24 protein-coding genes and 1 pseudogene are annotated in these 26,432 nt (G+C 69.9%); 11 read left to right on the forward strand and 14 right to left on the reverse strand.

Annotated elements, in window-relative coordinates; all coding sequences use genetic code 11:
• Window positions 1-10: 10 nt before the first annotated feature.
• Together gatA and gatC are read right to left on the reverse strand one after the other, a co-directional pair.
• The gene (gene gatA / locus QMK34_RS00745) at window positions 11-1,531 is read right to left on the reverse strand and encodes an Asp-tRNA(Asn)/Glu-tRNA(Gln) amidotransferase subunit GatA (RefSeq protein WP_326410118.1); all 1,521 of its coding nucleotides are present in this window, start codon (window positions 1,529-1,531) and stop codon (window positions 11-13) included.
• On the reverse strand, window positions 1,528-1,827 hold the full coding sequence (gene gatC / locus QMK34_RS00750) for an Asp-tRNA(Asn)/Glu-tRNA(Gln) amidotransferase subunit GatC (protein ID WP_326410120.1): 300 nt from the start codon (window positions 1,825-1,827) through the stop codon (window positions 1,528-1,530). Before gatC ends, gatA begins: the two co-directional genes overlap by 4 nt.
• Before the next feature lie 253 nt (window positions 1,828-2,080).
• Between gatC and QMK34_RS00755 the strand changes: the two genes are divergently transcribed.
• Entirely contained in the window at window positions 2,081-2,734 is a 654-nt protein-coding gene (locus QMK34_RS00755; protein WP_326410122.1) for an amino acid-binding protein, read from the forward strand.
• Window positions 2,735-2,916: 182 nt separating this feature from the next.
• On the opposite strand, the gene QMK34_RS00760 is transcribed toward QMK34_RS00755, so the two are convergent.
• The 4 genes from QMK34_RS00760 to QMK34_RS00775 all read right to left on the reverse strand — a co-directional run bounded on the left by QMK34_RS00760 (window position 2,917) and on the right by QMK34_RS00775 (window position 7,665).
• Window positions 2,917-3,411, reverse strand: coding sequence for a GNAT family N-acetyltransferase (locus QMK34_RS00760; protein ID WP_326410124.1), 495 nt, complete (start codon window positions 3,409-3,411; stop codon window positions 2,917-2,919).
• On the reverse strand, window positions 3,404-5,560 hold the full coding sequence (ligA, locus tag QMK34_RS00765) for an NAD-dependent DNA ligase LigA (protein ID WP_326410126.1): 2,157 nt from the start codon (window positions 5,558-5,560) through the stop codon (window positions 3,404-3,406). Before ligA ends, QMK34_RS00760 begins: the two co-directional genes overlap by 8 nt.
• An 11-nt stretch (window positions 5,561-5,571) precedes the next feature.
• Window positions 5,572-6,288 carry a hypothetical protein gene (locus tag QMK34_RS00770; RefSeq protein ID WP_326410245.1) on the reverse strand — a complete coding sequence of 239 codons (717 nt, stop codon included), beginning with the start codon at window positions 6,286-6,288 and terminating at the stop codon, window positions 5,572-5,574.
• 342 nt (window positions 6,289-6,630) lie between these two features.
• On the reverse strand, window positions 6,631-7,665 hold the full coding sequence (locus tag QMK34_RS00775; protein ID WP_326410247.1) for a methionine synthase: 1,035 nt from the start codon (window positions 7,663-7,665) through the stop codon (window positions 6,631-6,633).
• A gap of 119 nt (window positions 7,666-7,784) precedes the next feature.
• Between QMK34_RS00775 and QMK34_RS00780 the strand changes: the two genes are divergently transcribed.
• From QMK34_RS00780 to QMK34_RS00790, 3 genes are all read left to right on the forward strand, one after another.
• Entirely contained in the window at window positions 7,785-8,606 is an 822-nt protein-coding gene (locus tag QMK34_RS00780; protein WP_326410128.1) for a phospholipid scramblase-related protein, read from the forward strand.
• Between the two features lie 108 nt (window positions 8,607-8,714).
• Window positions 8,715-9,758, forward strand: a complete 1,044-nt coding sequence (locus tag QMK34_RS00785) for an MBL fold metallo-hydrolase (RefSeq protein WP_326410130.1) — start codon at window positions 8,715-8,717, stop codon at window positions 9,756-9,758.
• Entirely contained in the window at window positions 9,755-10,195 is a 441-nt protein-coding gene (locus QMK34_RS00790; RefSeq protein WP_442785073.1) for a GNAT family N-acetyltransferase, read from the forward strand. Before QMK34_RS00785 ends, QMK34_RS00790 begins: the two co-directional genes overlap by 4 nt.
• A gap of 59 nt (window positions 10,196-10,254) precedes the next feature.
• On the opposite strand, the gene mnmA is transcribed toward QMK34_RS00790, so the two are convergent.
• The 4 genes from mnmA to QMK34_RS00810 all read right to left on the reverse strand — a co-directional run bounded on the left by mnmA (window position 10,255) and on the right by QMK34_RS00810 (window position 15,392).
• Complete coding sequence (gene mnmA, locus QMK34_RS00795; protein ID WP_326410132.1) at window positions 10,255-11,340, reverse strand: tRNA 2-thiouridine(34) synthase MnmA; 1,086 nt, start codon at window positions 11,338-11,340, stop codon at window positions 10,255-10,257.
• Window positions 11,341-11,344: 4 nt separating this feature from the next.
• Window positions 11,345-12,541, reverse strand: a complete 1,197-nt coding sequence (locus QMK34_RS00800; protein WP_326410135.1) for a cysteine desulfurase family protein — start codon at window positions 12,539-12,541, stop codon at window positions 11,345-11,347.
• 64 nt (window positions 12,542-12,605) lie between these two features.
• Window positions 12,606-13,976, reverse strand: a complete 1,371-nt coding sequence (locus QMK34_RS00805) for an MFS transporter (protein WP_326410137.1) — start codon at window positions 13,974-13,976, stop codon at window positions 12,606-12,608.
• Between the two features lie 147 nt (window positions 13,977-14,123).
• Window positions 14,124-15,392, reverse strand: a complete 1,269-nt coding sequence (locus tag QMK34_RS00810; protein WP_326410139.1) for a helix-turn-helix transcriptional regulator — start codon at window positions 15,390-15,392, stop codon at window positions 14,124-14,126.
• Between the two features lie 152 nt (window positions 15,393-15,544).
• On the opposite strand from QMK34_RS00810, the gene QMK34_RS00815 reads away from it, so the two are divergent.
• Window positions 15,545-16,459 carry an NADP-dependent oxidoreductase gene (locus QMK34_RS00815; RefSeq protein ID WP_326410142.1) on the forward strand — a complete coding sequence of 305 codons (915 nt, stop codon included), beginning with the start codon at window positions 15,545-15,547 and terminating at the stop codon, window positions 16,457-16,459.
• Between the two features lie 130 nt (window positions 16,460-16,589).
• Here the strand turns inward: QMK34_RS00815 and QMK34_RS00820 are convergent, their stop codons facing one another.
• Window positions 16,590-17,474: a lysophospholipid acyltransferase family protein gene (locus QMK34_RS00820; protein ID WP_326410144.1), complete on the reverse strand. Its 885-nt coding sequence runs from the start codon at window positions 17,472-17,474 to the stop codon at window positions 16,590-16,592.
• Entirely contained in the window at window positions 17,474-18,253 is a 780-nt protein-coding gene (locus QMK34_RS00825) for a GNAT family N-acetyltransferase (protein ID WP_326410146.1), read from the reverse strand. The genes QMK34_RS00820 and QMK34_RS00825 overlap by 1 nt, the downstream gene beginning before the upstream one ends.
• Before the next feature lie 228 nt (window positions 18,254-18,481).
• Here QMK34_RS00825 and QMK34_RS00830 point away from each other — a divergent pair, with 228 nt between their 5' ends.
• Complete coding sequence (locus QMK34_RS00830) at window positions 18,482-19,414, forward strand: esterase/lipase family protein (protein ID WP_326410148.1); 933 nt, start codon at window positions 18,482-18,484, stop codon at window positions 19,412-19,414.
• A 62-nt stretch (window positions 19,415-19,476) separates the two neighbouring features.
• Here the strand turns inward: QMK34_RS00830 and QMK34_RS00835 are convergent.
• Window positions 19,477-20,436, reverse strand: a pseudogene (locus QMK34_RS00835) (electron transfer flavoprotein subunit alpha/FixB family protein).
• A 26-nt stretch (window positions 20,437-20,462) separates the two neighbouring features.
• Window positions 20,463-21,248 (reverse strand): electron transfer flavoprotein subunit beta/FixA family protein, encoded by a 786-nt coding sequence (locus QMK34_RS00840; protein ID WP_326410150.1) that lies wholly within the window; start codon window positions 21,246-21,248, stop codon window positions 20,463-20,465.
• A gap of 284 nt (window positions 21,249-21,532) precedes the next feature.
• On the opposite strand from QMK34_RS00840, the gene QMK34_RS00845 reads away from it, so the two are divergent.
• The 5 genes from QMK34_RS00845 (at window position 21,533) to QMK34_RS00865 (ending at window position 26,428) form a co-directional block, all read left to right on the forward strand.
• Window positions 21,533-22,378: a DegV family protein gene (locus QMK34_RS00845; protein WP_326410251.1), complete on the forward strand. Its 846-nt coding sequence runs from the start codon at window positions 21,533-21,535 to the stop codon at window positions 22,376-22,378.
• Between the two features lie 66 nt (window positions 22,379-22,444).
• A complete protein-coding gene (locus tag QMK34_RS00850) occupies window positions 22,445-23,728 on the forward strand; it encodes a PepSY-associated TM helix domain-containing protein (RefSeq protein WP_326410152.1) in 1,284 nt (427 codons plus the stop codon).
• The gene (locus QMK34_RS00855) at window positions 23,725-24,087 is read left to right on the forward strand and encodes a hypothetical protein (protein WP_326410154.1); all 363 of its coding nucleotides are present in this window, start codon (window positions 23,725-23,727) and stop codon (window positions 24,085-24,087) included. Before QMK34_RS00850 ends, QMK34_RS00855 begins: the two co-directional genes overlap by 4 nt.
• A 62-nt stretch (window positions 24,088-24,149) precedes the next feature.
• A complete protein-coding gene (locus QMK34_RS00860) occupies window positions 24,150-24,923 on the forward strand; it encodes a class I SAM-dependent methyltransferase (RefSeq protein ID WP_326410156.1) in 774 nt (257 codons plus the stop codon).
• Window positions 24,920-26,428 (forward strand): glycoside hydrolase family 57 protein, encoded by a 1,509-nt coding sequence (locus tag QMK34_RS00865; RefSeq protein ID WP_326410159.1) that lies wholly within the window; start codon window positions 24,920-24,922, stop codon window positions 26,426-26,428. Before QMK34_RS00860 ends, QMK34_RS00865 begins: the two co-directional genes overlap by 4 nt.
• The last annotated feature ends 4 nt before the right edge of the window (window positions 26,429-26,432 follow it).

The raw sequence follows: 26,432 nt of genomic DNA on the forward strand, positions 1-26,432 counted from the left end.
CCCTCGCGCGTCATCGAGCCGTTGCTCCGAGCTCCGGTACCTGGTGCACGAGCGAACCGCCCGCGGCGGCGTCGCGCGCCACTTCGTAGGCCGCGCCGACGCGGTACAGCCTGTCGTCGGCCAAGGCCGGGGCCATGATCTGCAGGCCGACCGGCAGGCCGTCCTCATGGGACAGTCCACTCGGGACACTCATGGCGGCGTTCCCGGCCAGGTTCGACGGGATCGTGCAGAGGTCCGCGAGGTACATCGCCAGCGGGTCGTCGACGCGCTCGCCGATCTTGAACGCGGTGGTCGGCGTGGTCGGCGAGATCAGCACGTCCACCTGCTCGAACGCGGCGTCGAAGTCCCGCGTGATGAGCGTGCGGACCTTCTGCGCCGAGCCGTAGTAGGCGTCGTAGTAGCCCGACGAAAGCGCGTAGGTACCGAGCATGATCCGGCGCTTGACCTCCGCACCGAAGCCCTTTTCCCTGGTCAGCGCCATGACCTCTTCGGCGCTGTGCTCGCCGTCGTCGGCCACGCGAAGGCCGTAGCGCATCGCGTCGAACCGGGCGAGGTTCGAGGACGCCTCGCTCGGCGCGATCAGGTAGTACGCGGGCATCGCGTAGGTGAAGTTGGGGCAGGAGACCTCGACGATCTCGGCGCCCAGGGCGCGAAGCTGCTCGACAGCCGCCTCGAACGAGCGGAGGACGCCGGGCTGGTAGCCGTCACCGGCGAATTCCTTGACCACGCCGACGCGGACGCCCTTGAGGTCGCCGTTCGCGCCCTGGCGGGCCGCGGCGACGACCGGCGGGACCGGCGCGTCGATCGAGGTCGAGTCGAGCGGGTCGTGCCCGGCGATGACCTCGTGCAGCATGGCCGCGTCGAGCACGGTGCGGGCGCAGGGACCCGCCTGGTCCAGCGAGGAGGAGAACGCGACGAGGCCGTAGCGCGACACGCCGCCGTAAGTCGGCTTCACGCCGACGGTGCCAGTGACCGAGCCGGGCTGGCGGATCGAGCCACCGGTGTCGGTGCCGATCGCGAGCGGGGCCTCGAACGCGGCGATCGACGCCGACGAGCCGCCGCCGGAACCGCCGGGGATGCGGGCGTGGTCCCACGGGTTGTGGGTGGGGCCGAACGCGGAGTTCTCCGTGGAGGAGCCCATCGCGAACTCGTCCATGTTGGTCTTGCCCAGCACGACCACCCCGGCCTCGCGCAGCTTGCGCGTCACGGTGGCGTCGTACGGCGGGATCCAGCCCTCGAGCGTCCTCGACCCGCAGGTGGTCGGGATGCCCTTGGTGGCCAGCACGTCCTTGAGCGCCAGCGGCACCCCGGCCAGTGCGGACTTCGGCGCGCGACCGGCCGCGGCGTCCTCGTCGACAGCGCGGGCCGCGGCGAGCGCGCCCTCGGTGTCGACGTGCAGGAACGCGTGGATGTGGTCGTCGACCTCGGCGATCCGGTCCAGGTGGGCCTGCGTCACCTCGACGGCGGAGACCTCCTTGGCCTGGATCTTGCCCGCCAGCTCGGCGGCGGTGAACTTGATGAGCTCGGTCACTGTTCTTCTCCCAGAATCCGCGGCACCCGGAAACGACCCTCTTCGGCGGCCGGCGCACCGGCCAGTGCCTGCTGCTGGGTCAGTCCCGGACGGACCACGTCCTCACGGAACACGTTGGTCAGCGGCACGGCGTGCGAAGTCGGCGGCACGTCCTGGCCTGCGACCTCGCTCACTTTGGCGACCGAATCCAGGATCTGGTCCAGCTGGCCGGCGAAGACGTCGAGCTCTTCTTCGGTTACGGCGAGCCTGGCCAGCTTGGCGAGGTGCGCGACCTCGTCGCGGGAAATGTTGGGCACGCGGGTGACTCCCGGGTTGTGCTGTGCGGGTTCTGCCGGAAGCTGCAAGTCTATGGTGGCGGCATCGGCGAACTCGACTGGGTTGTTTCCCGGTTGTCTCCGCCCGCCGTTCGAGCACGCCGGACTCCGTAGCGATTCGTGATCCCGCAGCGCGGACGGCGACTCCCATTGTCCGGCCCGGTCTGTCAGAATCGGCGCCCGGCAAGCGCGTCCCACGGCGAGGCTGGGACGCCAGAGGCGAAAGGGGCGCGCGTTGTCGTTCCTGATCCGGGTTCAGCTGCCGGACAGCCCCGGCACACTCGGTGCGGTGGCCACCGCACTCGGCACGGTCGGCGCGGACATCCTCAGCGTCGACGTGGTCGAGCGCGGCAACGGGATCGCCATCGACGACCTGGTCGTCGAACTCCCGTCCGGCCGGTTGCCGGACGCGCTGATCACGGCCGCGGAGAGCGTGGAAGGCGTCGAGGTGGACGCCGTGCGCCCGTACGCGGGGGTGCTGGACACCCATCGCGAACTCGAACTGGTCGAGGAGATAGCCGCACAGCCCAAATCCGGCCTGGACATCCTCGCCGAGGGCGTGCCGCGGATCGTGCGCGCCGGCTGGGCGGTAGTGGTCGAGCACGCCGAGGGCGGCACCAAGCGGCTGGCGTCGTCGAGCGCCGCCCCGGAGACGCCCATCGCCGACCTGCCGTGGTTACCACTCGAACGGGCGACAGTGCTCGACGCCGAGGCGGACTGGGTCCCGGAGACCTGGAAAGAACTCGGCACCGAGCTGGCCGCCACCCCCCTGGGCAAGCCCGGCAAGGCCCTGCTGGTCGCCCGCCCCGGAGGCCCCAACTTCCGCGCGGCCGAGGTCGCCCGCCTGGCCCACTTCGCAGGCATCGTCGCCGTCGTCCTCGACAGCTGACCGCCGTCACGCGTGATCAGATCGCCGTCACGCGTGATCAGATCGCCGCCACGCGTGATCAGATCGCCGCCACGCGTGATCAGATCGCCGCCACGCGTGACGGCATTCCAGTCACGCGTGACGGCGATCCAGTCACGCGTGACGGCATTCCAGTCACGTGTGACGGCGATCTGGTGACGTGGTCAGAGGGTTAAGCCGTAGGCGATCAGGGTCACGCCGGGGAACGGGGTCCAGTCTCGGTCGGGCAGGCGGGTGAAGCCGATGCGCTCGTAGAGGCGGTGGGCGGGCTTCATCGAGTCCAGGCTGCAGAGCACGACGCGGCACGCGCCGATCTCGCGGCCGCGGGCCAGGACTGCCCTGGTCAGCGCCTCGCCGACGCCCCGACCGCGAGCGGCGGGTGAGACCGCGAGCATACGGAACTCCAGCTCGCCCTCGTGCGAAAGCTCGGCGTACTCCGTGCCGGGCGAGGCGATGGTCACCGAACCCAGGACCTCGCCGCCGGTGTCGACCGCGACCAGCAGCTCCGCGAGCTCGACGCGGCGGGCGGTGTCACGGAGCTCGTGCTCGTAGCCGTTGTCCATGGTCAGCAAGCCGCCGTCGACGTACGCCTCGACCGTCACCTCGCCCGCGGCCGCCAGCTCCTCCGGCTTCGGCGGCCGGATCGTGAACTCACTCATCCGCGACCTCCACTGCCTCTTCTTCGCCGGTCAGCAGAGCCACTTCGGCCGCCGCCTCGGGGCCGCTCGCCAGCAGCACACGGAACCCGTCCTCGTCGAGGACGGGCACCTTCAGCTGGACGGCTTTCTCATACTTGGAACCCGGCGCCTCGCCGACGACCACGAACGCCGTCTTCTTCGAGACGGAACCGGCCGCCTTGCCGCCGCGCTCCATGATCAGTTCCTTGGCCTCGTCACGCGAGATCGTCGCGAGCGAGCCGGTGACGACGATGGACAACCCCTCGAGATGCCGCGGGATCGAGTCGTCGCGCTCCTCCTCCATCCGGACCCCGGCACGCGCCCACTTCTCGACGATCTCGCTGTGCCAGCCGACCTCGAACCACTCCTGCGCGGCGTGCGCGATGGTCGGGCCGACACCGTCGACGTCGGCGAGTTCCTCTTCCGTGGCGTCCTCGATGCGCTCCAGGGAGCCGAACTCCCTGGCCAGCGCCTGCGCGGCGGTGGGCCCGACGTGGCGGATCGACAGCGCGACGATCACCCTCCACAGTGGACGTTCCTTAACTGTTTCCAGGTTGTCGAGCAGCTTGCGCCCGTTGGCCGACAGCGTCCCCGCCTTGGTGCGGAACAGCTCGACCTCGAGCAGCTTCTCCTCGTCCAGGTCGAACAGGTCGCCCTCGTCGTGAACGACGCCTGACTCGAGTAGGGCGACGGACCCCTCGTAGCCGAGGACCTCGACGTCGAAGGCGCCGCGACCGGCCAGGTGTGACAGCCGCTCGCGCAGCTGCGCCGGGCAGGACCGGGAATTCGGGCAACGGATGTCGATGTCGCCCTCCTTCTGGTAGGCCAGCTCGGTGTCGCAGTTGGGGCACCGCAGCGGCATGATGAACTCACGCTCTTCACCCGTTCGTGCTTCGACCACCGGGCCGAGGACCTCGGGGATGACGTCGCCCGCCTTGCGGATGACCACCCTGTCCCCGATCAGCACGCCCTTGCGCTTGACCTCTTCCTGGTTGTGCAGGGTGGCCATGGCCACCGTCGAGCCCGCGACCTTCACCGGCTCCATCACCGCGAACGGCGTGACCCGGCCGGTGCGGCCGACGTTGACCTGGATGTCCAGCAGGGTGGTAATGGCTTCTTCCGGCGCGTACTTGTACGCGATCGCCCAGCGCGGGGCCCGCGAAGTGGTGCCGAGCCTTCGTTGCAGGGCCACCGAGTCGACCTTGATGACGACGCCGTCGATCTCGTGCACGGCGTCGTGACGGTGCTCGCCCCAGTAATCAATGTGCTGCGCGAGCCCGGCCGACTCGAGGACCTTGGTGTGCGGCGAAACCGGCAGCCCCCAGGCGGCCAGCGCGTCGTACGCGTGGGACTGACGATCCGGCTCGAAGCCCTCGCGGCGGCCGAGGCCGTGGCAGATCAGCCGCAGGTTACGGGACTTGGTGACCTTGGGATCCTTCTGCCGCAACGAACCGGCCGCGGTGTTGCGGGGGTTGGCGTACGGCGGGTTGCCCGCCTCGACCATCTTCGCGTTCAACGCGAGGAAGTCCTCCACCCGGAAGAACACCTCGCCGCGGACCTCGACCAGCGCGGGCACCGGGAACTCGTCCGTGCCGGTGAGCGTGTCGGGGACCTCTTCGAGGGTGCGGATGTTGAGCGTGACGTCGTCACCGGTGCGCCCGTCGCCCCTGGTCAGCGCCCTGGTGAGCTTGCCGTTCTCGTAGAGCAGGTTGATGGCGAGGCCATCGATCTTCAGCTCGGCGAGGTACTGCGTCGAGCCGATCTCCTTCTCGACGCGCTCGACCCAGATCTGCAGCTCTTCGAGGTCGAAGACGTTGTCCAGGCTGAGCATGCGCTCGAGGTGGTCGTACGAGGCGAAGTCCGTGGAAAACGTGCCGCCGACGTTCTGGGTCGGCGAATCCGGCGTCCGCAGCGCGGGATGCTCGTCCTCCAGCGCCACCAGCTGCCCGAACAGCTCATCGAACTGGCCGTCGGACACGATCGACGAGTCCAGCACGTAGTACCGGAACTGGTGCCCGCGGACCTCCTCAGCGAGCGCGGCATGCCGCGCGCGGACCTCGGCGGGGACATCCCTGATGTCCTCGGCCTGGACCGTGCTTTCAGTGACTTCGGGAAGCTCCGTGCTGCTCACAGCAAGTGAGCCTAGTCGGAGCCTCCGACAGTTTTGGCACTCCTGCCCGCCGACCGCTCCGCCAGGCCGCGCACCAGCTCACGCAGCTCCAAAAGCGACATCGCGCCCACCGGTTCGACGTCGGAAGCCTCCACCCGGCGGAGCCGCTCGGCAGCCATCCGCTCACCCAGCGTGGCATCCAGCGGCAGGAAGGTCATGGCCTGGCGGGACTCGTCAGGCAGGTCGGCGAGCTCCGGATGATGCACCGTGACGTCGACCAGCGAGGTGTTCTCGTCGACAGCGGCCGCGACGCGGAAGTCGGCCAGCGCGATCTGATGAGCCCCGAGATTCACCGTCACGCCACCCGGATCTGGCACCGGCGGCACCGAATCGTGGTACTCCCAGATGGCATCCTCCGGCGGCGCGGCGGCCATCCAGGCATCGGTGAACGGCCGCAACTCCGGATCCTCCTGCCCGGTCAGCACCAGCGCGTAGATGGCACGGTGACCCCGCTCCAGCGCGAAGTGCAGGCGCGGATGCAGAAGGGCGACCACCTGACAGAGGTCATGCTCGACCCGCTGCGGCTCACGATCCCCGAGGGCCGCACTGACCTGCGGCAGCAACTCGAACCACTGCTGCCAGAAGCCAACAGCGGCGGCCTGGACATCCACCGGAACCGGCTGCTCCGGCCAAGCCGTCCGGGGATCAGGAACAGCCGCATCTTTCGCGCGGCGGCGGAACAGTCGCATCACTACCTCAGTGGGTCGGTCGAGTTTGGTGGACACGTTACCCGCCAACCAATCCCCAACCACAACACCAACACCAAAAACAAAAACAAAAACCCAACCCCAGCAGTCCGCCCCAACCACAGCGTCTCCCCGAGCCCTGCGAGGGGAGACTTCACCGCCGCGCGCCCTCTTTCAGGCCCGCCAGGGCCTCCCAACTCGCGACGGCAGGTCGCCCCCGTAAAAACAAAGCCGCACTTACGCTGGAAGTCAGGGGCGACCTGGCGGCGCGAGTTTGTGAGCGCGCTGGCCAAAAAACACAGGCTTCTAACCGCACCTCAGGACGCAACCAAAAACCCGTGCAACTCACCAAGTCTCGGGGGGCTCCCGGAATGCCTTGCCCAACTCTCGGGTGAGCTCCAGTGCTCGTCGTAGCCACTCTGGTGTTGCGCCTGCTAAGCCGCAGGTGGGGGTTGGTACCGCGCGGTCGGTGAGGATGGTTCGGTCGAATCCCAGGCGGTCGACCAGCTTGAGCGCCGGGGCGGCCAGGTCCTTCAGCTTCACCGGTACGCCAGGGTCGGTTGAGGGGACCAGGCCTAGTAGCAATGCCGTTCCGCTGTCCCAGGTCTCGCCGATCTCGTCCAGCATCTTGGCCGAGGCGCCTCGAAGGAGCGTCAGGTCGAACGCGATCGCTCCCGCGCCCGCTGCGCGGAGGAGGGAGAGTGGGGGGTGGGGGGCGCAGCAGTGGACGATGACCGGCTGGCCGGTGATGCGCTCGGCGCCGTCGATCACCTTGGCCAGCAGGTCACGGGCCTCGGGCTCGGGGACCGCGGACACCGTTCCGTAGCCGGACGGTGTCGAGAGACTGCCTTCGAGGACCGCGGGCAGGGAGGGCTCGTCGAACTGGACGACCACTGGCGAACCGGTGCGCCTGCTCAGGTCGGCGACGTGCTCGGCGAGTCCGTCAAGCAGGGAGGCCGCGAAGTCGCGAAGCGCGCCCTTGTCTGTCAGGACTCGGTGGCCGCGGGGCAGCTCGATGTCGGCGGCGAGGGTCCAGGGACCGGCCAGCTGGGTCTTGATCACGGCCGGGCTGCCCGCCTTCTCGGCGGCCTCCTGAACGGCGTCGAGGTCCCATTTCAGCAGGTCCACGCCTCGGCGGTGGTGCAGTCCGGCGCGGCTCGCGATGCGGTAGCCACTGGGCACGAACTCCACCGGGAGCTCGATGAGCATCGCCGCGGTGCGGCCGATGATGTCGGCGCCGACCCCGCGTCCGGGCAGCTCGGGGACGTGGGGGAAGTCCGGCAGCTCGCCGAACACGACGGCCGCGGCCTCCACCGGGTCGGTACCCGGGAGGGAGCCGATCGCGGTGGCGGCGCCGTCAGGCCAAGCTCGTTCGTTCACACCGGGATTGTGCTCGCCCGGCGGGACACCGCGACGGCGGGCCATGCCGGACACGGACATTCGCCGCATATACCGTTCTCGCCGCCACGGCCGCTCCACCGCCAGTACGCTGGCCAGCCATGACGAGCATCCCGCCGCCTCCAGGCTGGTACCCGGACCAGCAGAACCCCCGGCTGCACCGCTGGTGGGACGGGCAGGCCTGGTCACCGAACACGCGCCCCGCACAGCCGATCCCGATGCACGACGCCGAGGCGATCGAGCTGGACATCGAGCGCGCCCACGATCCGGCCAGGATCCAGGCGCAGGTCGCCAGGGGCACCCGCGGCCGGGCGAGCGGGGCAGGCGGTGGCGGGACCCTGTTCACCGAGCCGATCCTGGTGGTCAACCAGCGCGCGAAGCTCATCGAGCTGGCCAACGAGTTCGGGGTGTTCGACCAGAACGGGCAGCGGCTCGGCGGGGTGGTCGAGGTCGGGCAGTCGACGGTCAAGAAGGTCGTGCGGCTGCTGACCAACTACGACCAGTTCCTCACCCACCGGTTCGAGGTCCGCGACGCGAACCACAGCACGGTGCTGAAGGTGACACGCCCGGCGAAGGTGTTCAAGTCCCGGTTCCTCGTCACCCGTGCGGATGACTCCCCGATCGGCGAGATCGTGCAGGAGAACGTCTTCGGCAAGATCCGGCTCGGCTTCGTGGTGAACGGCCAGAAGATCGGCGGCATCTACGCCGAGAACTGGCGTGCGTGGAATTTCGCGATCAAGGACCACAACGACGTCGAGATCGCCAAGATCACCAAGACCTGGGGCGGGTTCGTGAAGGCGGCCTTCACCACCGCCGACAACTACGTGGTCGAGATCCATCGCCCGCTGCAGGACCCGCTGGCCAGCATGGTCGTCGCCTCGGCGCTGACCATCGACACCGCGCTGAAGCAGGACTCCGACTAGGGACCCGAGTGACGGGTGTCTCAGCCCGCCCTGGTGGACACCAGGGCCGGCACCGCTCAGGGTGAAAGGCGGGTGAGACGCCGCGGTCTCACCCGGTTGGAGGTTGTCGTGGAGCCGTTGCCTGAGGACAGCACCAGGAACTGGGCCGAGCCGGGGGTCTACTCCGTCGCGCCCGGGGTGTACCGGATCCCGCTGCCGCTGCCGAACGACGCGCTGAAGGCGGTCAACGTCTACGCGATCACCGACGGCACCGAGCTCGTGCTGATCGACTCCGGCTGGGCACTCGACGAGGCACGTGAGCAGCTCGCGGCCGGGCTCAAGGGGCTCGGCGCGGAACTCGGCGACATCAGCGAATTCCTCATCACGCACGTCCACCGCGACCACTACACGATGGCCGTCAGCCTGCGGCGCGAGTTCGGCGGGAAAATCGGGCTGGGACAGCGAGAAGAGCCGTCACTGACTCTTTCGGGTGACCCTGACCGGTTCCCGATGCACGCCCAGGTGGAGCTGCTCCACCAGTGCGGCGCCAAACCCGTGGTCGACGAGCTCGCGCGGCTGTTCGGCGGCCTGAAGCACACCGAAGCGCATCTGTGGGAGCAACCGGACGAGTGGCTCACGCCAGGCAAGCGCGCCGTGCCGGGCCGCGAGCTCGACATCGTGCACACGCCGGGGCACACGAACGGGCATGTCGTGTTCCTGGACGACGAAGCCGGGCTGCTGTTCACGGGCGACCACGTGCTCCCGCACATCACCCCGTCGATCGGCTTCCAACCGGTGACCGTGGCGCTGCCGCTCAAGGACTACCTCGACTCGCTCGCGCTCATCCGCGCGATGCCCGACCAGCGCATGCTGCCCGCGCACGGCTTGGTGACCGACAGCGTGCACGCGCGGATCGACGAGCTGCTGGAACACCACCGCGAGCGGCTGGAGACCATGGGCGCGCAGATCGCCGCCGGCGCGACCACGGCGTACGAAACGGCGCTGCGCCTCGGCTGGACGCGGCGGGGGCGCAAGCTGCCGGACATGGACGCGTTCAACCAGACGCTGGCCGTGCTGGAGACCGGCGCGCATCTGGATCTGCTTGTCTCCCAAGGGAAACTGGCCGCGGACGAGGTCGACGGCGTCCGGCACTACGCGGCTTCGCAGCCGTGATCCGGCGAGCCCGCCGCGAGGACGTCGAGGCGATCGTGCGCATGCTGGTCGACGACCAGCTCGGCGCGACCCGCGACTCGGCCGACGACCTCGGCCCGTACCTGAAGGCGTTCGAGGACATCGAAGCCGACCCGAACCAGCTCCTCATGGTGGCCGACGAAGCCGGTGAAACCGTCGGCACGTTGCAGCTGACGTTCATCCCCGGGCTGTCCCGGCGCGGCGCGCTGCGCTGCCTTGTCGAGGCCGTCCGCGTCCGGGCCGACCACCGCGGCAGCGGCCTCGGCGGCGAGCTGATGCATTGGTCGATCGAGGAGTCCCGGCGGCGCGGCTGCGCCCTGGTACAGCTGACCTCGGACGCTTCGCGAGTAGACGCGCACCGCTTCTACGAGCGGCTCGGCTTCGCCGCTTCGCACACCGGCTTCAAACTCGCGCTGTAGTTGCCCCTGAAGGCCACCTTCACGGCGTTAGACGCCGTGAAGGTGGCCTTCAGGGGCAGTCAGCGAGTGGCGGAGATCTTCGCGCTGCCCAACACCAGGTCGCCCGCGGTGTCGGGACGGTAGAGAACCACGACCTGCCCGGGAGCGACGCCCTTGAGCGGCTCGCGCAGCTGGATAGTCACGTCGTCGCCGATCGCTTCGGCGACCGCGGGAACGATGCCGCTGTGGGCGCGGACCTGCACGACGCACTCCGTGGGGCCGTCGAGCGGTGCGCCGGGCCAGATCGGGCGGTCGGCCTCGATGACGTCGACGCCCAGGTCCGCCGAGGAACCGACCTTGACCGTGCCGGACACCGGCTCCAGCGAAAGGACGTACCGGGGACGGCCGTCGGCGGCGGGGGCCTCGATGCCGAGGCCCTTGCGCTGCCCGACGGTAAATCCGTGGACGCCGGTGTGGTGGCCGAGGACGGCGCCGGTTTCGGCGTCGACGAGCTCGCCGGGGTGCTGGCCGAGACGGCTCTCCAGGAACTTCTTGGTGTCGCCGTCGGGGATGAAGCAGATGTCGTGACTGTCGGGCTTGTTCGCCACCGACAGGCCGCGCTGCTCCGCCTCGGCGCGGACCTCGGTCTTCCAGGAGTCGCCAAGCGGGAACATCGCGTGGCGCAGCTGCTCCGGGGTCAGCGACGCGAGGACGTACGACTGGTCCTTGCCCTCGTCCGCACTGCGGCGCAAGGCAGGCACACCGTCCACAACGGACAGGCGGGCGTAGTGGCCGGTGGCCACGGCGTCGAAGCCGAGGGCCATCGCCTTGTCCAGCAGTGCCTCGAACTTGATCTTCTCGTTGCAGGTGACGCACGGGTTCGGCGTGCGGCCGACGGCGTACTCGCCGACGAAGGTCTCGATGACCTCCTCGGTGAAGCGCTCGGCGAAATCCCAGATGTAGAAGGGAATGCCGAGGATGTCCGCGGCGCGCCGGGCGTCGTGCGAATCTTCGACCGTGCAGCAGCCGCGGGAACCTGTGCGCAGCGTGCCAGGCTTCGCGGACAGTGCCAGGTGCACGCCGACGACCTCGTGCCCGGCGTCCACCGCGCGTGCGGCGGCCACCGCCGAGTCGACTCCCCCGCTCATCGCGGCCAATACCCGCATACCCCTACACCTCCTGCTTCTGTGCCTGCTTGCGCATCCCGGACAACCCCGCCTGCCGGGCCCTGGTGACCACGCCGCCGATTTCCGCGGCCAGCGCCTCGACGTCAGCCCTGGTGGACGTGTGCCCCAGCGAGAACCGCAGCGAACCGCGTGCGGCCGCCGGATCCGCGCCCATCGCGAGCAGCACGTGGCTCGGCTGGGCGACCCCCGCCGTGCAGGCCGAACCCGTCGAGCACTCGATGCCTTTGGCGTCGAGCAGCATCAGCAGGCTGTCCCCGGCGCAGCCAGGGAAAGTGAAGTGCGCGTGGCCGGGCAGCCGTTCGCCTTCGCCGCCGTTCAGCACCGCGTCAGGCACCTCCCGGAGGACGGCCTCGATCAGCTCGTCCCGCAGGGCCTCGGTGTTCTTCGCGTACTCGGCACGGCCCTCGACACCGGCCTCGACGGCGGCGGCGAACGCGACGATCGCCGGGACGTCGAGAGTGCCGGAGCGGACACTGCGTTCCTGGCCACCGCCGTGCAGCAGCGGCACGCAGGCCGTGTCACGCCCCAGCAGGAGCGCGCCCACACCGTACGGGCCGCCGAGCTTGTGCCCGGTCAGCGTCAGGGCGGCCGCGCCGCTCGCCGCGAAGCCGAGCTCCACCGCGCCGACCGCCTGCACGGCGTCGGTGTGCAGCGGGATGCCGTGCTCGGCGCACACCGCGCCCAGCTCGGCCACCGGGTTGATCGTGCCGACCTCGTTGTTGGCCCACATCACGGTCACCAGCGCGACGGTCTCGGGAGCCGCGGCGATGGCGGCACGCAGTGTCTCCGGGGAGACGCGTCCGCGGTGATCGACCTCGAGCCAGGTGACCTCGGCGCCCTCGTGCCGCTCCAGCCACTCGACCGTGTCGAGCACGGCGTGGTGCTCGACCGTGCTGCACAGCACCCGGCGTCGCTCGGGCCGCTCGCCCTGGCGGGCCCAGTAAATACCCTTGACCGCGAGGTTGTCGCTCTCCGTGCCGCCGCCGGTGAAGATCACCTCGGACGGGCGAGCGCCCAGCGCCTCGGCGATGACCTCGCGGGCCTCCTCGACGGTGCGCCGGGCCCGGCGGCCGGAGGAATGCAGCGCGGAGGCGTTGCCCACGGTGGACAGCGCCTCGGTCATCGCCGTTACGGCTTCGGGCAACATCGGTGTGGTCGCCGCATGGTCGAGATAGGTCATCGCCACTCCAGGGTAGACCGCTCCGGCCCGTGACCAAGCCCACCCTGGCACCGTACGTGCGCTGTCACACTTTCGCGGGCCACCGGCTGGTGAGCCGGACGCCCAGCAGCGCGAGCGCGATCATCAGCACGATGAGCACCGCGACGGCCGGTGAGGGCTCCTTCGCCGACGCCAGCGCGGTGAGCAGGACACCGCCGAGCCCGATGGTGATCGCCGAGCCGACCCAGTCACCCAGCTGCATCGCGGAGGTGCTGAACCCGCGCTCGGACTCCGGGGAGTAACGCAGGAGCAGCACCGAGATCGCGGGCATCGCGATGCCCATCCCGGCGCCTCCGACCGCGCAGGCCGCGACGGCGACCCAGCCGGGAAACCACGGCTGCGAAACGAGCGCGAACAACGCCAGCCCACCCGCGACCAGCGCGAAACCGGTCCGCAGACAGGCCTGACGCGACCAGTCCAGAAAACGCCCTTGCAGCACCGAAGCCGCCGACCAGCCAACGGCGGTGATGGTCAGCGGCAACCCCGCGAGCGCGGGACCGTACCCGTGAACAGCGCTCATCGTGAGCGGGAGATAGGCCTCCATGCCCGCGTAAGCACCACTGATCAGCGCCCGCGACGCGACCACGGTCGGCAGCCCCGGACGCGAAGTCAACGTCCCGGCGGGCAGGAGCTTGCGCAGCGCGTACGCCAGCGCGAGCAACCCGGCGAGACCGTAGGCGAGCGCGGACGGCGACGGATGCTGAGCAGCCCACGTCACGACGGCAACCCCGAGCGCGGCAAGCACCGCGGCGATCACCCCGGCCTGCTGCCCCCGGACACCCGGCACGTGCGCCGGCAACCTCCGCACCACGATCACGAGCAACACGAAACCCAGCGCGAGCAGCGGCACCAGCCCGAGAAACACCCACCGCCACCCGACACTCACCGTGAGCACCCCGGCGACGGACGGTCCGATCACGGCGGGCAGTACCCAGGCGGCGGCATTGGCGGCGTAGATCACCGGCCGTTCACGATCGGTGAACGTCAGCGCGATCAACAGCGACACGGACACCAGCAGCAACCCGGCACCGAACCCCTGCAAAGCCCGCCCGAGCAGTAGCGCGGCCATCCCGTTGGCAGTCCCCGCGACAACCAGCCCGGCGGCGAACAGCACGGGCCCTGCCACCAAGGCGGGCGCGGGTCCGCGCAGATCCCCCACCCGCCCGGAAAGCACGGTGGCCACCACACTGGCGATCAAAAAAGTGGTGAACGGCCACGAGTAAAGCGAAAGCCCGTCCAGCTCGGCGACCATGGTCGGCATGGCGGTCGCGACGCCCATGCTCTCGAAAGCCACCAAAGTAACAACGAGCAGGAGCGCGACAGTGGTCACCCGACGTTGCGGAGCCCACAAAATCCCTCGCGAACCCGGACCGGCCCGATCAGCAATCCCCACCATGATCCAACCCTGCAACCTCCACTCCGCTGGAAGTCAACACCCCGCCGAAAGGCAGCCCTGGGAGGAGAAGTCGCGAAGGGAACCTTGGGGGCGTATAGGTCCCTGATGGTGGCCTTCAGAGGCAGTCAAAGCCCCCGCGGGGCAAAATCACGACGCGACGACCCGCAGGTCCCTGGCAAGGGCGGCGGCCTCGCCCCGGGAACTCACCTCAAGCTTCTCCAGCAAATTCCGCACGTGGAACTTCACCGTGTGCTCGCTCAGCTGCAGCCCCTCGGCGATCTGGCGGTTACGCCGCCCCCGGGAAATCCCGGCCAGCACCTCGAGTTCCCGCGAGTTCAGCCGCTCCAGCGGCCGCAGTTCAGGAGGCTCGGCCACCTCCAGCGGCAGCACCGCCGTCACCGTGGTCCCCCACCCGCGAACGGCGTCGACCTCCCAATGCCCGCCCAGTGGAGCGATCCGCTCGGACAACCCGTGCCCCGGTGTCCCCCCGTCGACCTCGGGAGCGTCATCACGCACAGTGATCCGCAACATCGAGCCGTCGACGCTCCACCCTGCCCGGATCCGCCGGGTCCCCTGCCGATCGAGAGCGGCGAGCACCAGCCCGCGCGTGACCGTTCGCGCGGTGTGCGCGATGTCCTGTGGCAGCGAACGTTCCCCCTCCGGGCCGACCAGATCGAGCCCGACGTCCGTGTGACGCACCAACGGGCCGAGCTGGTCGGTCAGCACACCGAAAGCAGCCGAAGCGGACTCCGCCGAAAGTGCCTGGTCACGGTCCGCGACCGCGCGCAGGTCGAGCAGCGCGGTCGCGGCCAGCTCGGTCGCGGTCCGGCGAGCGGCGGGGTCGGCCAGCTGCCGCGAACGCAGGATCGCGAGCAGGGTGACCAGCGTCGTCGCGTGGGTCTGGCCGAGGTCGGTGATGGCCTGCGCCCGTGCCGTCGCGGCGGCGAGGTTGCCCGCGAGCAGCTCCGGCTCGAGTTCGAGGGCGCGGTGACCGGCGTCGACGCTGACCAGGTTCCACAGCCGCGCGGCGACGCCCAGCGCGAACTCGCCGGGCTCGTCCTCCTCCGGCACGAGCACGACCATCGCGCCGTTGCCGACGGCCGGAGCGGACGCGATCAGCACGAGCCTCCGCCGGACCCCGCCCAGCACGCCTTCGACCACGGCCGCCCGTCCGGGTTCGGCGAGCGCGTCCAGATGCTGGAGTTCGGCGCTGGTGACCATGCCGGTGACGGTCTCGTCGCCACTGGACTTGAGGGGGCTGCGCGGGCAGTCGCCGGTCTGCATCACGGCCGCCCGCAGCGGCAGCACCGCGCCCACCTCGCGAGCGAACCGGTGCAGCAGCTCCGGGCGGGATGCGCTCAGGATGCGATCGACGACGTCGAGCACCTGCAGGGGGTCGGACCACGACTCAGCCATAGCCACCAGGGTAGGCCGGTCGGTGCACCGGGGTACTGCTCGTCCGGCTAGTGAACACTGCTCGTCCGAGTGGTTCGGGGTGGCCGGGAACGGGCTTGACTGTAGACAGGCGTTCACCACAGACCGTCGCCGAGCCAAGGAGAAGAAGCAACATGCGAGCCATCACCTACACCGAGTACGGCGACGCGGACGTCCTGCACCTGGAAGAGATCGCCAAGCCGGAGCCCGGCGAGGGCCAGGTCCGGATCACGGTCAGGACGGTCGGCGTCAACCCGATCGATTGGAAGGTCCGCAGCGGCGGGATGGCACAGGGCGCGCCGCTCGAAGGCACCCAGATCCCCGGCACCGAGGCGGCCGGAGTGGTCGACGCGGTCGGCGGCGGGGTCTCGTTCGCCGTCGGCGACGAGGTGTTCGGCTGGACCACCGACGGCGCCTACGCCGAGTACGTCCTGGCCTCGGCAGCCTCGATCGCCCGCAAGCCGGAAACGGTGTCCTGGCGGGTCGCGGCGGCGCTGCCGGTCGCCGGGGAGACCGCGCTGCGCGCGCTGAAGGTGCTGAACGTCAGCGAAGGTGACGTGCTGCTGATCCACGGCGCGAGCGGCGCCGTCGGCCGGGTCGCCACGCAGCTCGCGCTCGCGTCCGGTGCGACGGTCGTCGGCGTCGGTGGCCAGGGCGCCCAGGACGACCTGACATCGCTGGGCGCCATCCCGGTGCTCTACGGCGACGGCTGGGCCGGGCGTGTCCGCGAAGCCGCGCCGAAGCCGGTGGAGAAGGTGTTCGACGCGGCGGGATACGGCGTTCTGGAGGACTCCGTGGAGCTCGTCGGCGGCAAGGACAAGGTCGTCACCATCGCCGACCCGGCGGCGTTCGGGCTGGGCATCACGTTCTCCGCGGGCAGCGCGGACGAGCAGCTGGCCGGGGTGCTCGACGAGATCGCCGAGCGGGTGACCTCGGGCAAGCTGGCGGTCGTCCTCGGCAAGGACTACCCGCTCGCCGAGGCGGCCGACGCGCAGCGCGAAAGCGCGACGGGGCACAGCGGCGGCAAGCTCACGCTGTCCGTGAGCTGACCAGTTCGGCCCCGCTCACCGTGGAACTCGCCCACCTGAATGTGGGACTCGCCGCGTGCCGTACGGCACGCGGCGAGTCCCACGCTCGGGAGCGCGAGTTCCACAGTCGCGACAGGGACCTGGGCTCCGGCTAGCTTGAGATCGGGGCCGGGGCCGGGCGGGTGACGCGACGGCGGCGGCGCTGCTGGGCGGGGATCTTGACCGTGCCGAGCGCCGAATGGACCGCGGACTCGGCCAGCGCGGCGAGTTCGCGGCGATTCTCCGCACGGCCGGGGGCGATCTCCGGGCAGACGTGGATCTCCAGCACCAGCCCGCGAAGCGCGGCGACCCGGCGCAGTGACGCGATGAGCGACTCCGGCCCGATGAACGCCGGTTGGCTGGTCTCCCTGCCGTCGGAAAGCCGGTAGCGCAACGCCAGCGGCCGCACCGGGACACCGCCGTCGATCGCGGCCTGGAACGTCGCCGTGGTGAACCGGCCGGACGCCAGCCCGCACCAGGTGGTGCCCTCCGGCGTCACGCTGACGAGTGAACCGGACCGCAGCGCGTCGGCCAGTTCGGCCATGGTCGCGGGCAGCGTCTTGAGCCGCTCCCGGTCGAGGAAGATGCTGCCGCCGCGGGAAACAAGGCCGCCGAGCACGGGCCAGCCCGCGATCTCCTTCTTCGCGAGCGCCCGCATCGGCCGGATCGCGTTGAGCGCGACGATGTCCAGCCACGAGATGTGGTTGTTCACCACCAGCGCACCCCGGCCGGGCGGCGTGGACCGGAAGTCCTTGCCGCCTCGCACCTCCAGCCGGACGCCGAACGCGCGCAGCATGGCCGAGAAGATGAGCCGGACCCAGCCTTCCCGCGCGCGGCCGCGCAGGACGAGCATCAGCGGTGCGGTGAACATCGCCCCGGCGAGCACCCCGATCGCCGCGCCGAAGCGCAGCACCCGGCGCGGGAACGACACCGTCGGCGCACCCGGCGTCAGGCAGCCGTCGCCGCACGGCGACGTCGGCATCCAGGCGTGGGTCATCACGACGCCCCGAGGAAGAACCTCAGGTACCGCTCGTCGATCTTCTGCAGGTCCAGCAGCACCAGGAAGTCGGCGACGCCGAAGTCCGGATCGTGCGCGGGCGGACCACAGACCTGGGCGTTGAGCCGCACGTAGCCCTTGATCAGCGGCGGCAGCACCGACCGCGACGGGCGCTCGACACCTTCGGCCGACCACGGGTGCAACGGGGTCACGCGGGTGGCCTCGTCCGAGTAGTGCTTGTCGCGCAACACATCCCACACACCGGCGGCGAAGCTGCCGCCGTCGGACAGCGGCACCGAAGCGCAGCCGGCGAGGTAGCGGTGGCCGGACAGCAGCATGTACCGGGCGATCCCGGCCCAGACCAGGCTGACGACGGCGCCGCTGCGGTGGTCAGCGTGCACGCACGAGCGGCCGGTCTCGACCAGCGAGGATCGCAGGCCGGCGAGGTTGGTGAGGTCGAATTCGCTGTCGGAGTAGAGCGAGCCCGCCTGGGCGGCGCGCTCGGGCGGGAGCATCCGGTAGGTGCCGACGATGTCGCCGGTGTTGTCGTCGCGCACGACGAGGTGGTCGCAGAACTCGTCGAATCTGTCGACGTCGAGGCCGGGCACGAGAGAGGTGAGTTTCGCACCCATCTCCTCGGCGAACACCTGGTGACGAAGCCGCTGCGCGGCGAGGACTTCGTCGTTTCCGTTGGCTACGAGCAGCGAGTACCGCGGGGCATCGGCCGGAAGCTCGGCACCCGCCTGGTCGGTGCTGACGAGGAGCTGTGACGACGTCATGCCCCAGGTTTACCCGCGGGTTGGAAACCGCGGAGAGTGTGATCCGGTGACCGCTTGGTGCACTTTCAGTAAATTGCGGGTTCTCAGGCTTCTCTCAGGCTCGCTCCGCCGCCCCAGGTCAGGGCTGGTTCGGAAAGAAACCCACCAGCGCCAGCAACTCCGGCCCTACTCGTGCGTTAACAGTCTGGGTGACACAGGTCACCATCGGTTCACAGAGAGGTGAACAGGATGGGTGTACGTACTTTCGGGCGGACGGCGGTGGCCCTGCTGGCGGCAGCCGGAGCGCTGGTGCTGGGCAGTGGCACGGCGGGCGCGGCGGTGAGGGAACCGACGGGACCTGTGCAGCCGAACATCATCTCGGCGGCGCTCTACTCGCTGGCCGCGCCGACGATCTCCCCGCCGGGAACGAACGACTGGAACTGCAAGCCGACCGCCAAGCACCCCAACCCGGTCCTGCTGTCCAACGGCACCACCGCCAACGCGTACGAGAACTGGGCGAACCTCTCGCAGTTGCTGGCGAACGACGGTTACTGCGTGTTCGCCGGCAACTTCGGCGGCTCCCCCGGCAGCTTCCTGCAGACCGTCGGCCCGATCGCGGGCACCGCCGGGCAGCTGGCGACGTTCGGCGACAAGGTTTTGAACGCGACCGGAGCAGCGAAGCTCGACGTCGTCGGCCACTCACAGGGCGGGATGAACATCCGCTACTGGATCAAGAACCTCGGTGGCGACCGGAAAATCGGCAAGCTGATCGGCCTGTCCCCGTCGAACTACGGCACAAACCTGTTCGGCCTGCTCACCGCGGTACAGGCCATCCCGGGAGTCCCCGCGGTCCTGGGCGCGATCTGCGCGTCCTGCAACGAGCAGACGACGGGCTCACCGTTCCTCACCGCCCTGAACACCGGCGGCGGTACGGCCTCAAGCGTCGATTACACGGTCATCCAGACGAAGTACGACGAGGTGGTCACCCCGTACACGAACGCCTACCTGAAACCGGCCTCGAACGTAAAGAACATCCTGCTCCAAGACCTCTGCTCCCTGGACTTCACCGACCACCTTGGCATCCCCTACGACCCCATAGCCGAGCGTGTGGTGATGAACGCCCTGGACCCGGCCCACGCCAAAACGCCGATCTGCCGCTACGTCCCGCCCGTCTTCAGCTAAGTCCCTGAAGGCCACCTTCACGGCGTATTACGCTGTGAAGGTGGCCTTCAGGGTCAGTCAAATCAGCCCTTGCGCTTGGCGACTGCCTCGGTCAGCTGGGGGGCGACGTTGAAGAGGTCGCCCACCACGCCGAAATCGGCGATCTCGAAGATCGGCGCCTCGGCGTCCTTGTTCACGGCGATGATCGTCTTGGACGTCTGCATCCCGGCCCGGTGCTGAATGGCACCGGAGATCCCGAGCGCGATGTACAGCTGCGGCGAAACCGTCTTGCCGGTCTGCCCGACCTGGAACTGCGCCGGGTAGTACCCCGAGTCCACCGCCGCACGCGAAGCGCCGACAGCGGCACCCAGCGAGTCAGCGAGCTTCTAGACGACGTCGAACTTCTCCGCGGCACCGACCCCACGGCCACCGGAGACGACGATCGACGCCTCGGTCAGCTCAGGACGGTCGCCACCGACGAGCGGCTCCACGCCGGTCACCCTGGCGGACTTGGCCGGATCCCCGGCGGGAACCTCGACGGTCTCCTCGGCCGCCGCACCCTCGGAGGCCTCGGCCTCGACCGCGCCGGGACGCACCGAGATGACCGGGATGCCGTGGGTGGACTTGGACTTCACCGAGAACGCGCCACCGAAGATGGACTGGTCGACGCTGCCGTCGGCGTTGACGCCCACGGCGTCGGTGAGCAGGCCGGAGCCGAGCCGGACGGCGAGCCGCGCGGCGACCTCCTTGCCCTCGGCGCTGGCCGCGACGAGCACGGCCGCCGGGGAAGCGGAACCGGCCAGCGCCGCGAGGACGTCGACCTTCGGGGTGACCAGGAAGCCGGTGGCGGCGTCGCCCTCGGCGACGTACACCTTCGCGGCGCCGTGCGACGCGAGCGACTCCTTGGCCTTGGCCGCGGTGCCGGTCGGGCCGACGACGACAGCCGACGGCTCACCCAGCGCGCGGGCCGCGGTCAGCAGCTCGAGCGTGACCTTCTTGACCTCACCGTCGACATGGTCGACGAGGACGAGTACTTCAGCCATTTTTTCGTTCCTCCTCGAAACTTGTCTCAGATGAGTTTCTGGCCGACGAGGTACTCGGCGACCTTCGTGCCGCCGTCGCCCTCGTCCTCGACGCGCTCACCGGCGGTGCGCGGCGGCTTCGGGTTGGCCTCCAGCACGGACGACCAGGCGTTGTCGAGGCCGACCTCGCCCGCGTCGACGCCGAGATCGGCGATGGTGAAGGTCTCCACCGGCTTCTTCTTCGCGGCCATGATGCCCTTGAAGGACGGGTAGCGCGGCTCGTTGATCTTCTCGCCGACACTCACCAGCGCGGGCAGGTTCGCCTCGAGGTGCGTGATGCCGTCCTCGGTCTCCCGGTCGGCCTTCACGGTCGTTCCCTCGACGGTGAGCACGCGGACGTGCGTCAGCTGCGGCAGGCCCAGCAGCTCGGCGATCATCGCCGGCACCGCGCCACCGCGGCCGTCGGAGGCCTCGTTACCGGTGATGACCAGGTCGTAGCCTTCGACCTTGCCGATCGCGGCGGCCAGCACCTTGGCGGTGGCGATCGCGTCGGAGCCGTGCAGGGCCGGGTCGGAGACGTGGATGGCCTTGTCGGCACCCATGGAAAGCGCCTTGCGGATCGCGTCGGTCGCGCGGTCGGGGCCCACCGAAACGACGGTGACCGTGCCTTCGCCGGCTTCCTTGATCTTCAGGGCTTCTTCGACGGCCTTCTCGTTGATCTCATCGAGGACGGCGTCGGCGGATTCGCGGTCAAGGGTGTGGTCGCCACCCGAGAGCTTGCGCTCGGAGTAGGTGTCAGGCACCTGCTTGACCAGGACAACGATATTCGTCATGGGTCTTCTTCGACCTCCCGGTAGTGGCCCGTGCGAGCCACGGGTCAACGCTCTACTGGCCGGTAGATTAGGGCCATTCCGGTGACCTGGCCCGGCGAGGTGACGTCATTCACCTGGATGCCCAATCTATCAGGACGATCGTCCCAGTTCTTTCGGTAGCGAGGTATCGACCGTGAATCGCCGGTCAGGGTGGTCGCTAGCCCGATCGGACCAATGTCGGACTACTCCTAGTAGGTGGTTACCGGTTAACCTCCCCCACCATGTCCGCCCACATGTCCGCCCCTATGTCCCCACACATAGCCGTCATCACCGACTCGACCGCCTGCCTGCCCGAGCAGCTGGCCGCCCAGTGGGGCATCTCGGTCGTGCAGGTCCAGCTGCACGTCGGGGACCAGACGGACGACGAGCACCGCTTCGACCGCGCCCGGCTGATCGAGTTGATGAGGGCCGGGACACCGGTCACCACCTCCCCGCCCGACTCCGGCGCGTTCTTCTGGGCCTACCAGGAGGCCGCCAGCTCCGGCGCGTCCGCGATCGTCAGCGTCCACATCTCCGGGCGCATGTCCGAAACCGTGCAACGGGCCCGCGAAGCCGCCCAGCAGGTGCGCATCCCGGTGCACGTGCTCGACAGCGGGACCACCGGGATGAGCCTCGGGTTCGCGGCGATATCGGCCGCCCGCGTCGCCGCCGCGGGCGGGCAACTCGGGCGGGTCATCGACGCCGCCGAGCGCCGCTTTCGCACCAGCACCGAGCTGATCTACGTCGACAGCCTCGAATGGCTGCGGCGCGGCGGCCGGATCGGAGCCGCCCAGGCGATGCTGGGCACCGCGTTGTCGATCAAGCCACTGCTGACTGTGCGTGACGGCGAAGTGGCGCCCGTCGCCAGGGTGGCGGGCACGAAACGCGCGCTCGCCAAGCTCGTGGAACTCGCGGTGACGACCGCGGGCGAGGGCAAGGTCGACGTCGCCGTCACCCGGTTCGGCGCCGAGGACCGCGAGGTGGAGATCGGGGCGGCGCTGAAACGGCGGCTCCCGCACCTTGCCGACAGCATGATGGTCGAGGCCAGCACGATCATCGGCGCGCACGTCGGCCCCGGCGCGGTCGGCATCACGCTCTCGCCCGCCGCGTGATCATCACCACGCGGAGTCATCCGAAAGGCTCTGGAGCAAGTTATTAAGTAAGGCTAACCTACCTCGGTGATCGTTTCCGGCCAGCCGAGGACCAAGGCCGCCCCTACGTCGGCGCCGTTGAAGGGCCGGTTCCGGCGTTGGCTACGCCGCAAGCCCGTCCGCCGCGGCCTGGTGCTCATCCATCGGTGGACCTCGCTGGTGCTGGGCCTGCTCCTGGTGATCGAGACGACCTCCGGCGCGCTCCTGCTCTACCGCGGCGAGTACTTCCACGCCACGAACGACGACTTCTACCAGTACACAGGCAGCGCGAACCCGGTCACGCCGCAGCAGGCGCTCGGCATCGTCACGAAGGCGCACCCCGAGTTCGCGGCGGCCTGGGTGAGCGCCGACAACGGCGTGCTCGCCGTCGGCGACGCGGACTACGCCAAGGTCTACGCGGTCGACCCCGGCACCGGCCACGTCAACGGCATGGCCGACCTCGACGGCGGCACGATGGGCCTGCTGACGAACCTCCACGACTGCGGCCTGACCTGCAAAAGCTATCCCGGCTACGTCTCGTGGCTGGCCGAGCCGGTGCCCGCGCTGGGCATGACGTGGCTCGACGGCGTCACCTGGGGCGCGCTGGTGCTGGCACTGCTCGGGCTGGTGATGATCCTGCTGGCGATCACCGGAGTGATCACCTGGTGGCCCGGCTTCCGCAGGCTGTCGCACGGGTTCCGGGTGCGCACCGGCAAGGGCCGCTTCGCCCGCGACTACGACCTGCACAACCTGCTCGGCATCGTCGGGGTGCCGATGATCTTCCTGTGGGGCGTCACCGGCGCGGCCTTCGAACTGCCCGTGGTCGAGAACGCCTGGCTGGCCGTCACCGGGGGCCACGCGGCGGACCCGCAGAGGTACAAGTTCACCGCGAACCCGCCCGCGCCCGGCGCCGGGGAAGTCGGCCTCGACGCGGCGGAAGCCGTTGCGCTGCGGCAGGTCCCCGGCGAGGTGCGGTACGCGGTGGCGGCCACCCCGGCCACCGGCTACTACAGCGTGTCCGTCGCGCGCGAGGGCTACGCGCCGTACGACCACCGGGCGTTCTTCGGCGGCGACGTAACCGTCTATGTGGACAGCCACGACCCGGCCCACACCTCGATCGTCGGCGACGGAAAGGGCGAGCCCGCCGCGAACACCCTCTACGACAAGGTCTTCGAGCCCGCGCACTTCGGCTGGATGGTCAACGGCTGGTGGCGCGTGCTCTGGTTCCTGTTCGGCCTGACCCCGCTCGCGCTGATGGTCACCGGCGTCTCGACCTGGCTGTACCGGAGTTCGTCGAAGCGCCGCCGCCGCCGGGCGCGCGCCGCCACGTGAGCGACGCGCTCGCGTTCGGCACCACGCTGGCCTGCCTGGTCACCGGACTCACCCTGGCCGTGCGCGTGGTGACCCGGCGCTATCGGTTCCGCGGCTTCGCCCCAGCCTTCCTGACGATCGAGCTGGCGTTGCTGGCACAGGCCGTCCTGGACGTCGTGGCGCTGCTGGACGGCCACCGGCCCGCCGAACCGGTGACCCATCTGGCCTATCTGCTGACCTCGCTGGGCGTCCTGCCCGTGGCGCTGGCGCTGACCGGCCGTGACGAGGACCGCTGGACGGCCGGGGTGCTGGCCGTCACGTTGTTCGCGCTCGCCGTGATCGTGGTGCGGCTGACCACCACCGGGCGCGGCGCGGTGTGATTTTCCCGTCCCCGTGCCACCACGGCGGCCGGGCCGGTGCCGGTCGGGCTAATGTCGCGAAGGTGACCACCCCAGCCACCCGGGCCGAAGCGCTGCACCTCACCGGCGAGCGCACCGTTCCCGGCATCGCCGAGGAGAACTACTGGTTCAGGCGCCACGAGGCCGCCTACGGCGCGCTGCTGCCGTACTGCGCGGGAGCGAAGGTACTGGAGGCGGGCTGCGGCGAGGGCTACGGCGCCGGGCTGATCGCGACGCTGGCAGCGCGGGTGCTGGCGCTGGACTACGACGTGCCGACCACCGAACACGTCGCCCGCCGCTATCCCGATGTCGCCGTCGCCAGGGCGAACCTCGCGTACCTTCCGCTGCGCGGCGCCTCCGTCGACGTGGTGGCGAACTTCCAGGTGATCGAACACCTGTGGGACCAGGCCGGGTTTCTCGCCGAATGCCACCGGGTGCTCCGGCCAGGTGGGCGGCTGCTCGTCACCACGCCGAACAGGCTGACCTTCACCCCGGACAGCGAAACGCCGCTGAACCCCTACCACACCAGGGAACTCTCACCGTCCGAAATGGACACCATGCTGCGCGAAGCGGGCTTCCTGGTCGAAACCCTGCACGGCCTGCACCACGGGGCGAGCCTGCGGACGCTGGACGAAAGCCACGGAGGCTCGATCATCGACGCCCAGCTCGACGTGGTGATGGGCGAGCTGCCCGGCCAGGCCGTCTGGCCGCCCGAGCTGCTCGCGGACGTCGAAGCGATCCGCGCGCGGGACTTCACGATCCACGGCGAGGACCTCGACGCGAGCCTCGACCTCGTCGCCGTGGCAGTGCGCGCGTGAGCGACTCGGAGGGCACGTTCTGCCTGGTGCTGCACAGCCATCTGCCGTGGCTGCCCCATCACGGTTCCTGGCCGGTCGGCGAGGAATGGCTGTATCAGGCGTGGGCGCATTCGTACCTGCCGCTGGCGGACATGCTGCACCGGTTCGCCGACGAGGGGCGCGAAGACGTCCTGACCTTGGGCATGACCCCGATCCTGGCCGCGCAGCTCGACGATCCCTACAGCATCAAGGCTTTTCACGACTGGCTCGGCCACTGGCAGCTGCGAGCGCGGCACGCGTCCACGCTCTGGCGCGACGAGCCGCTGCTACGAGACCTGGCGGCGAGCGAGCACCTGGCCGCGGTCAGGGCGTCGGAGGAGCTGGAAACCCGCTGGCGGCACGGGTTTTCGCCGGTCCTGCGGTCCTGGGTGGACACCGGCACGATCGAGCTGCTCGGCGGCCCGCTGGCGCATCCGTTCCAGCCGCTGCTCGAACCGCAGGTCCGCGACTTCATGCTGCGCGGCGGCCTCGACGACACCGCGCTGCGGACAGGACACCGGCCCGAGGGCATCTGGGCGCCGGAATGCGGCTACGAACCGGGGATGGAGCACGGTTACGCCTCCGCCGGGGTCCGCCGGTTCCTGGTCGACGGCCCGGCACTGCGGGGTGACACCTCGGCGGCGCGCACGGTCGGCGAGTCCGACGTCGTCTGCTTCGGCCGCGACCTGGAGGTCACGTACCGCGTGTGGTCGCCCAAGGCCGGCTATCCCGGCCACGCCGCGTACCGGGACTTCCACACCTGGGCGCACGAAGTGGGCCTCAAACCCTCACGGGTGACCGGCAAGCAGGTCGAGCCGCAGGACAAGGCGCCCTACGACCCGGCGCTGGCCGCGGACACGCTTCGCTTGCACGTCAAGGACTTCGTGGACACCGTGGTCGGCCGCCTGCGTGAGCTGAAGCGGCAGAACGGGCGCGAGTCACTGGTCGTCGCGGCGTACGACACCGAGCTGTTCGGCCACTGGTGGCACGAGGGCCCGGCTTGGCTGGAGGGTGTGCTGCGCGCGCTGCCCGAAGCGGGGGTGCGGGTGACCACGCTCAAGGGCGCGCTCGACGCGGGCCATCTCGGCGGCCCGATCGACCTGCCCGCGTCGTCCTGGGGCTCCGGCAAGGACTGGCGGGTGTGGGACGGCGCGCAGGTGGCGGACATGGTGGAGGCCAACACGGCCCTGCAGCAGCGCCTGCTCGACCTCGCTCGCGAAGGCGAAGGAACCGGCCGTGACGCCGTGCGCGACCAGGCCGTGGCCGAGGCGATGCTGGCGCTTTCGAGCGACTGGGCGTTCATGGTCACCAAGGACTCCGCCGCGGACTACGCCCGCCGCCGCGCCCGCGTGCACACCGAGCGGTTCGACGCGCTCGCCGTCCTGCTGCGCGAAGGCGCCCACGAACGTGCCAGGAAGCTCGCCGCCGAGTTCCGGGCCGAGGACAACCCGTTCGGGCAGCTGGACGCCCGCGCGCTCATCAAGTGAAGGG

It is taken from the genome of Amycolatopsis sp. H20-H5, assembly GCF_035828755.1.
Lineage (GTDB): Bacteria > Actinomycetota > Actinomycetes > Mycobacteriales > Pseudonocardiaceae > Amycolatopsis.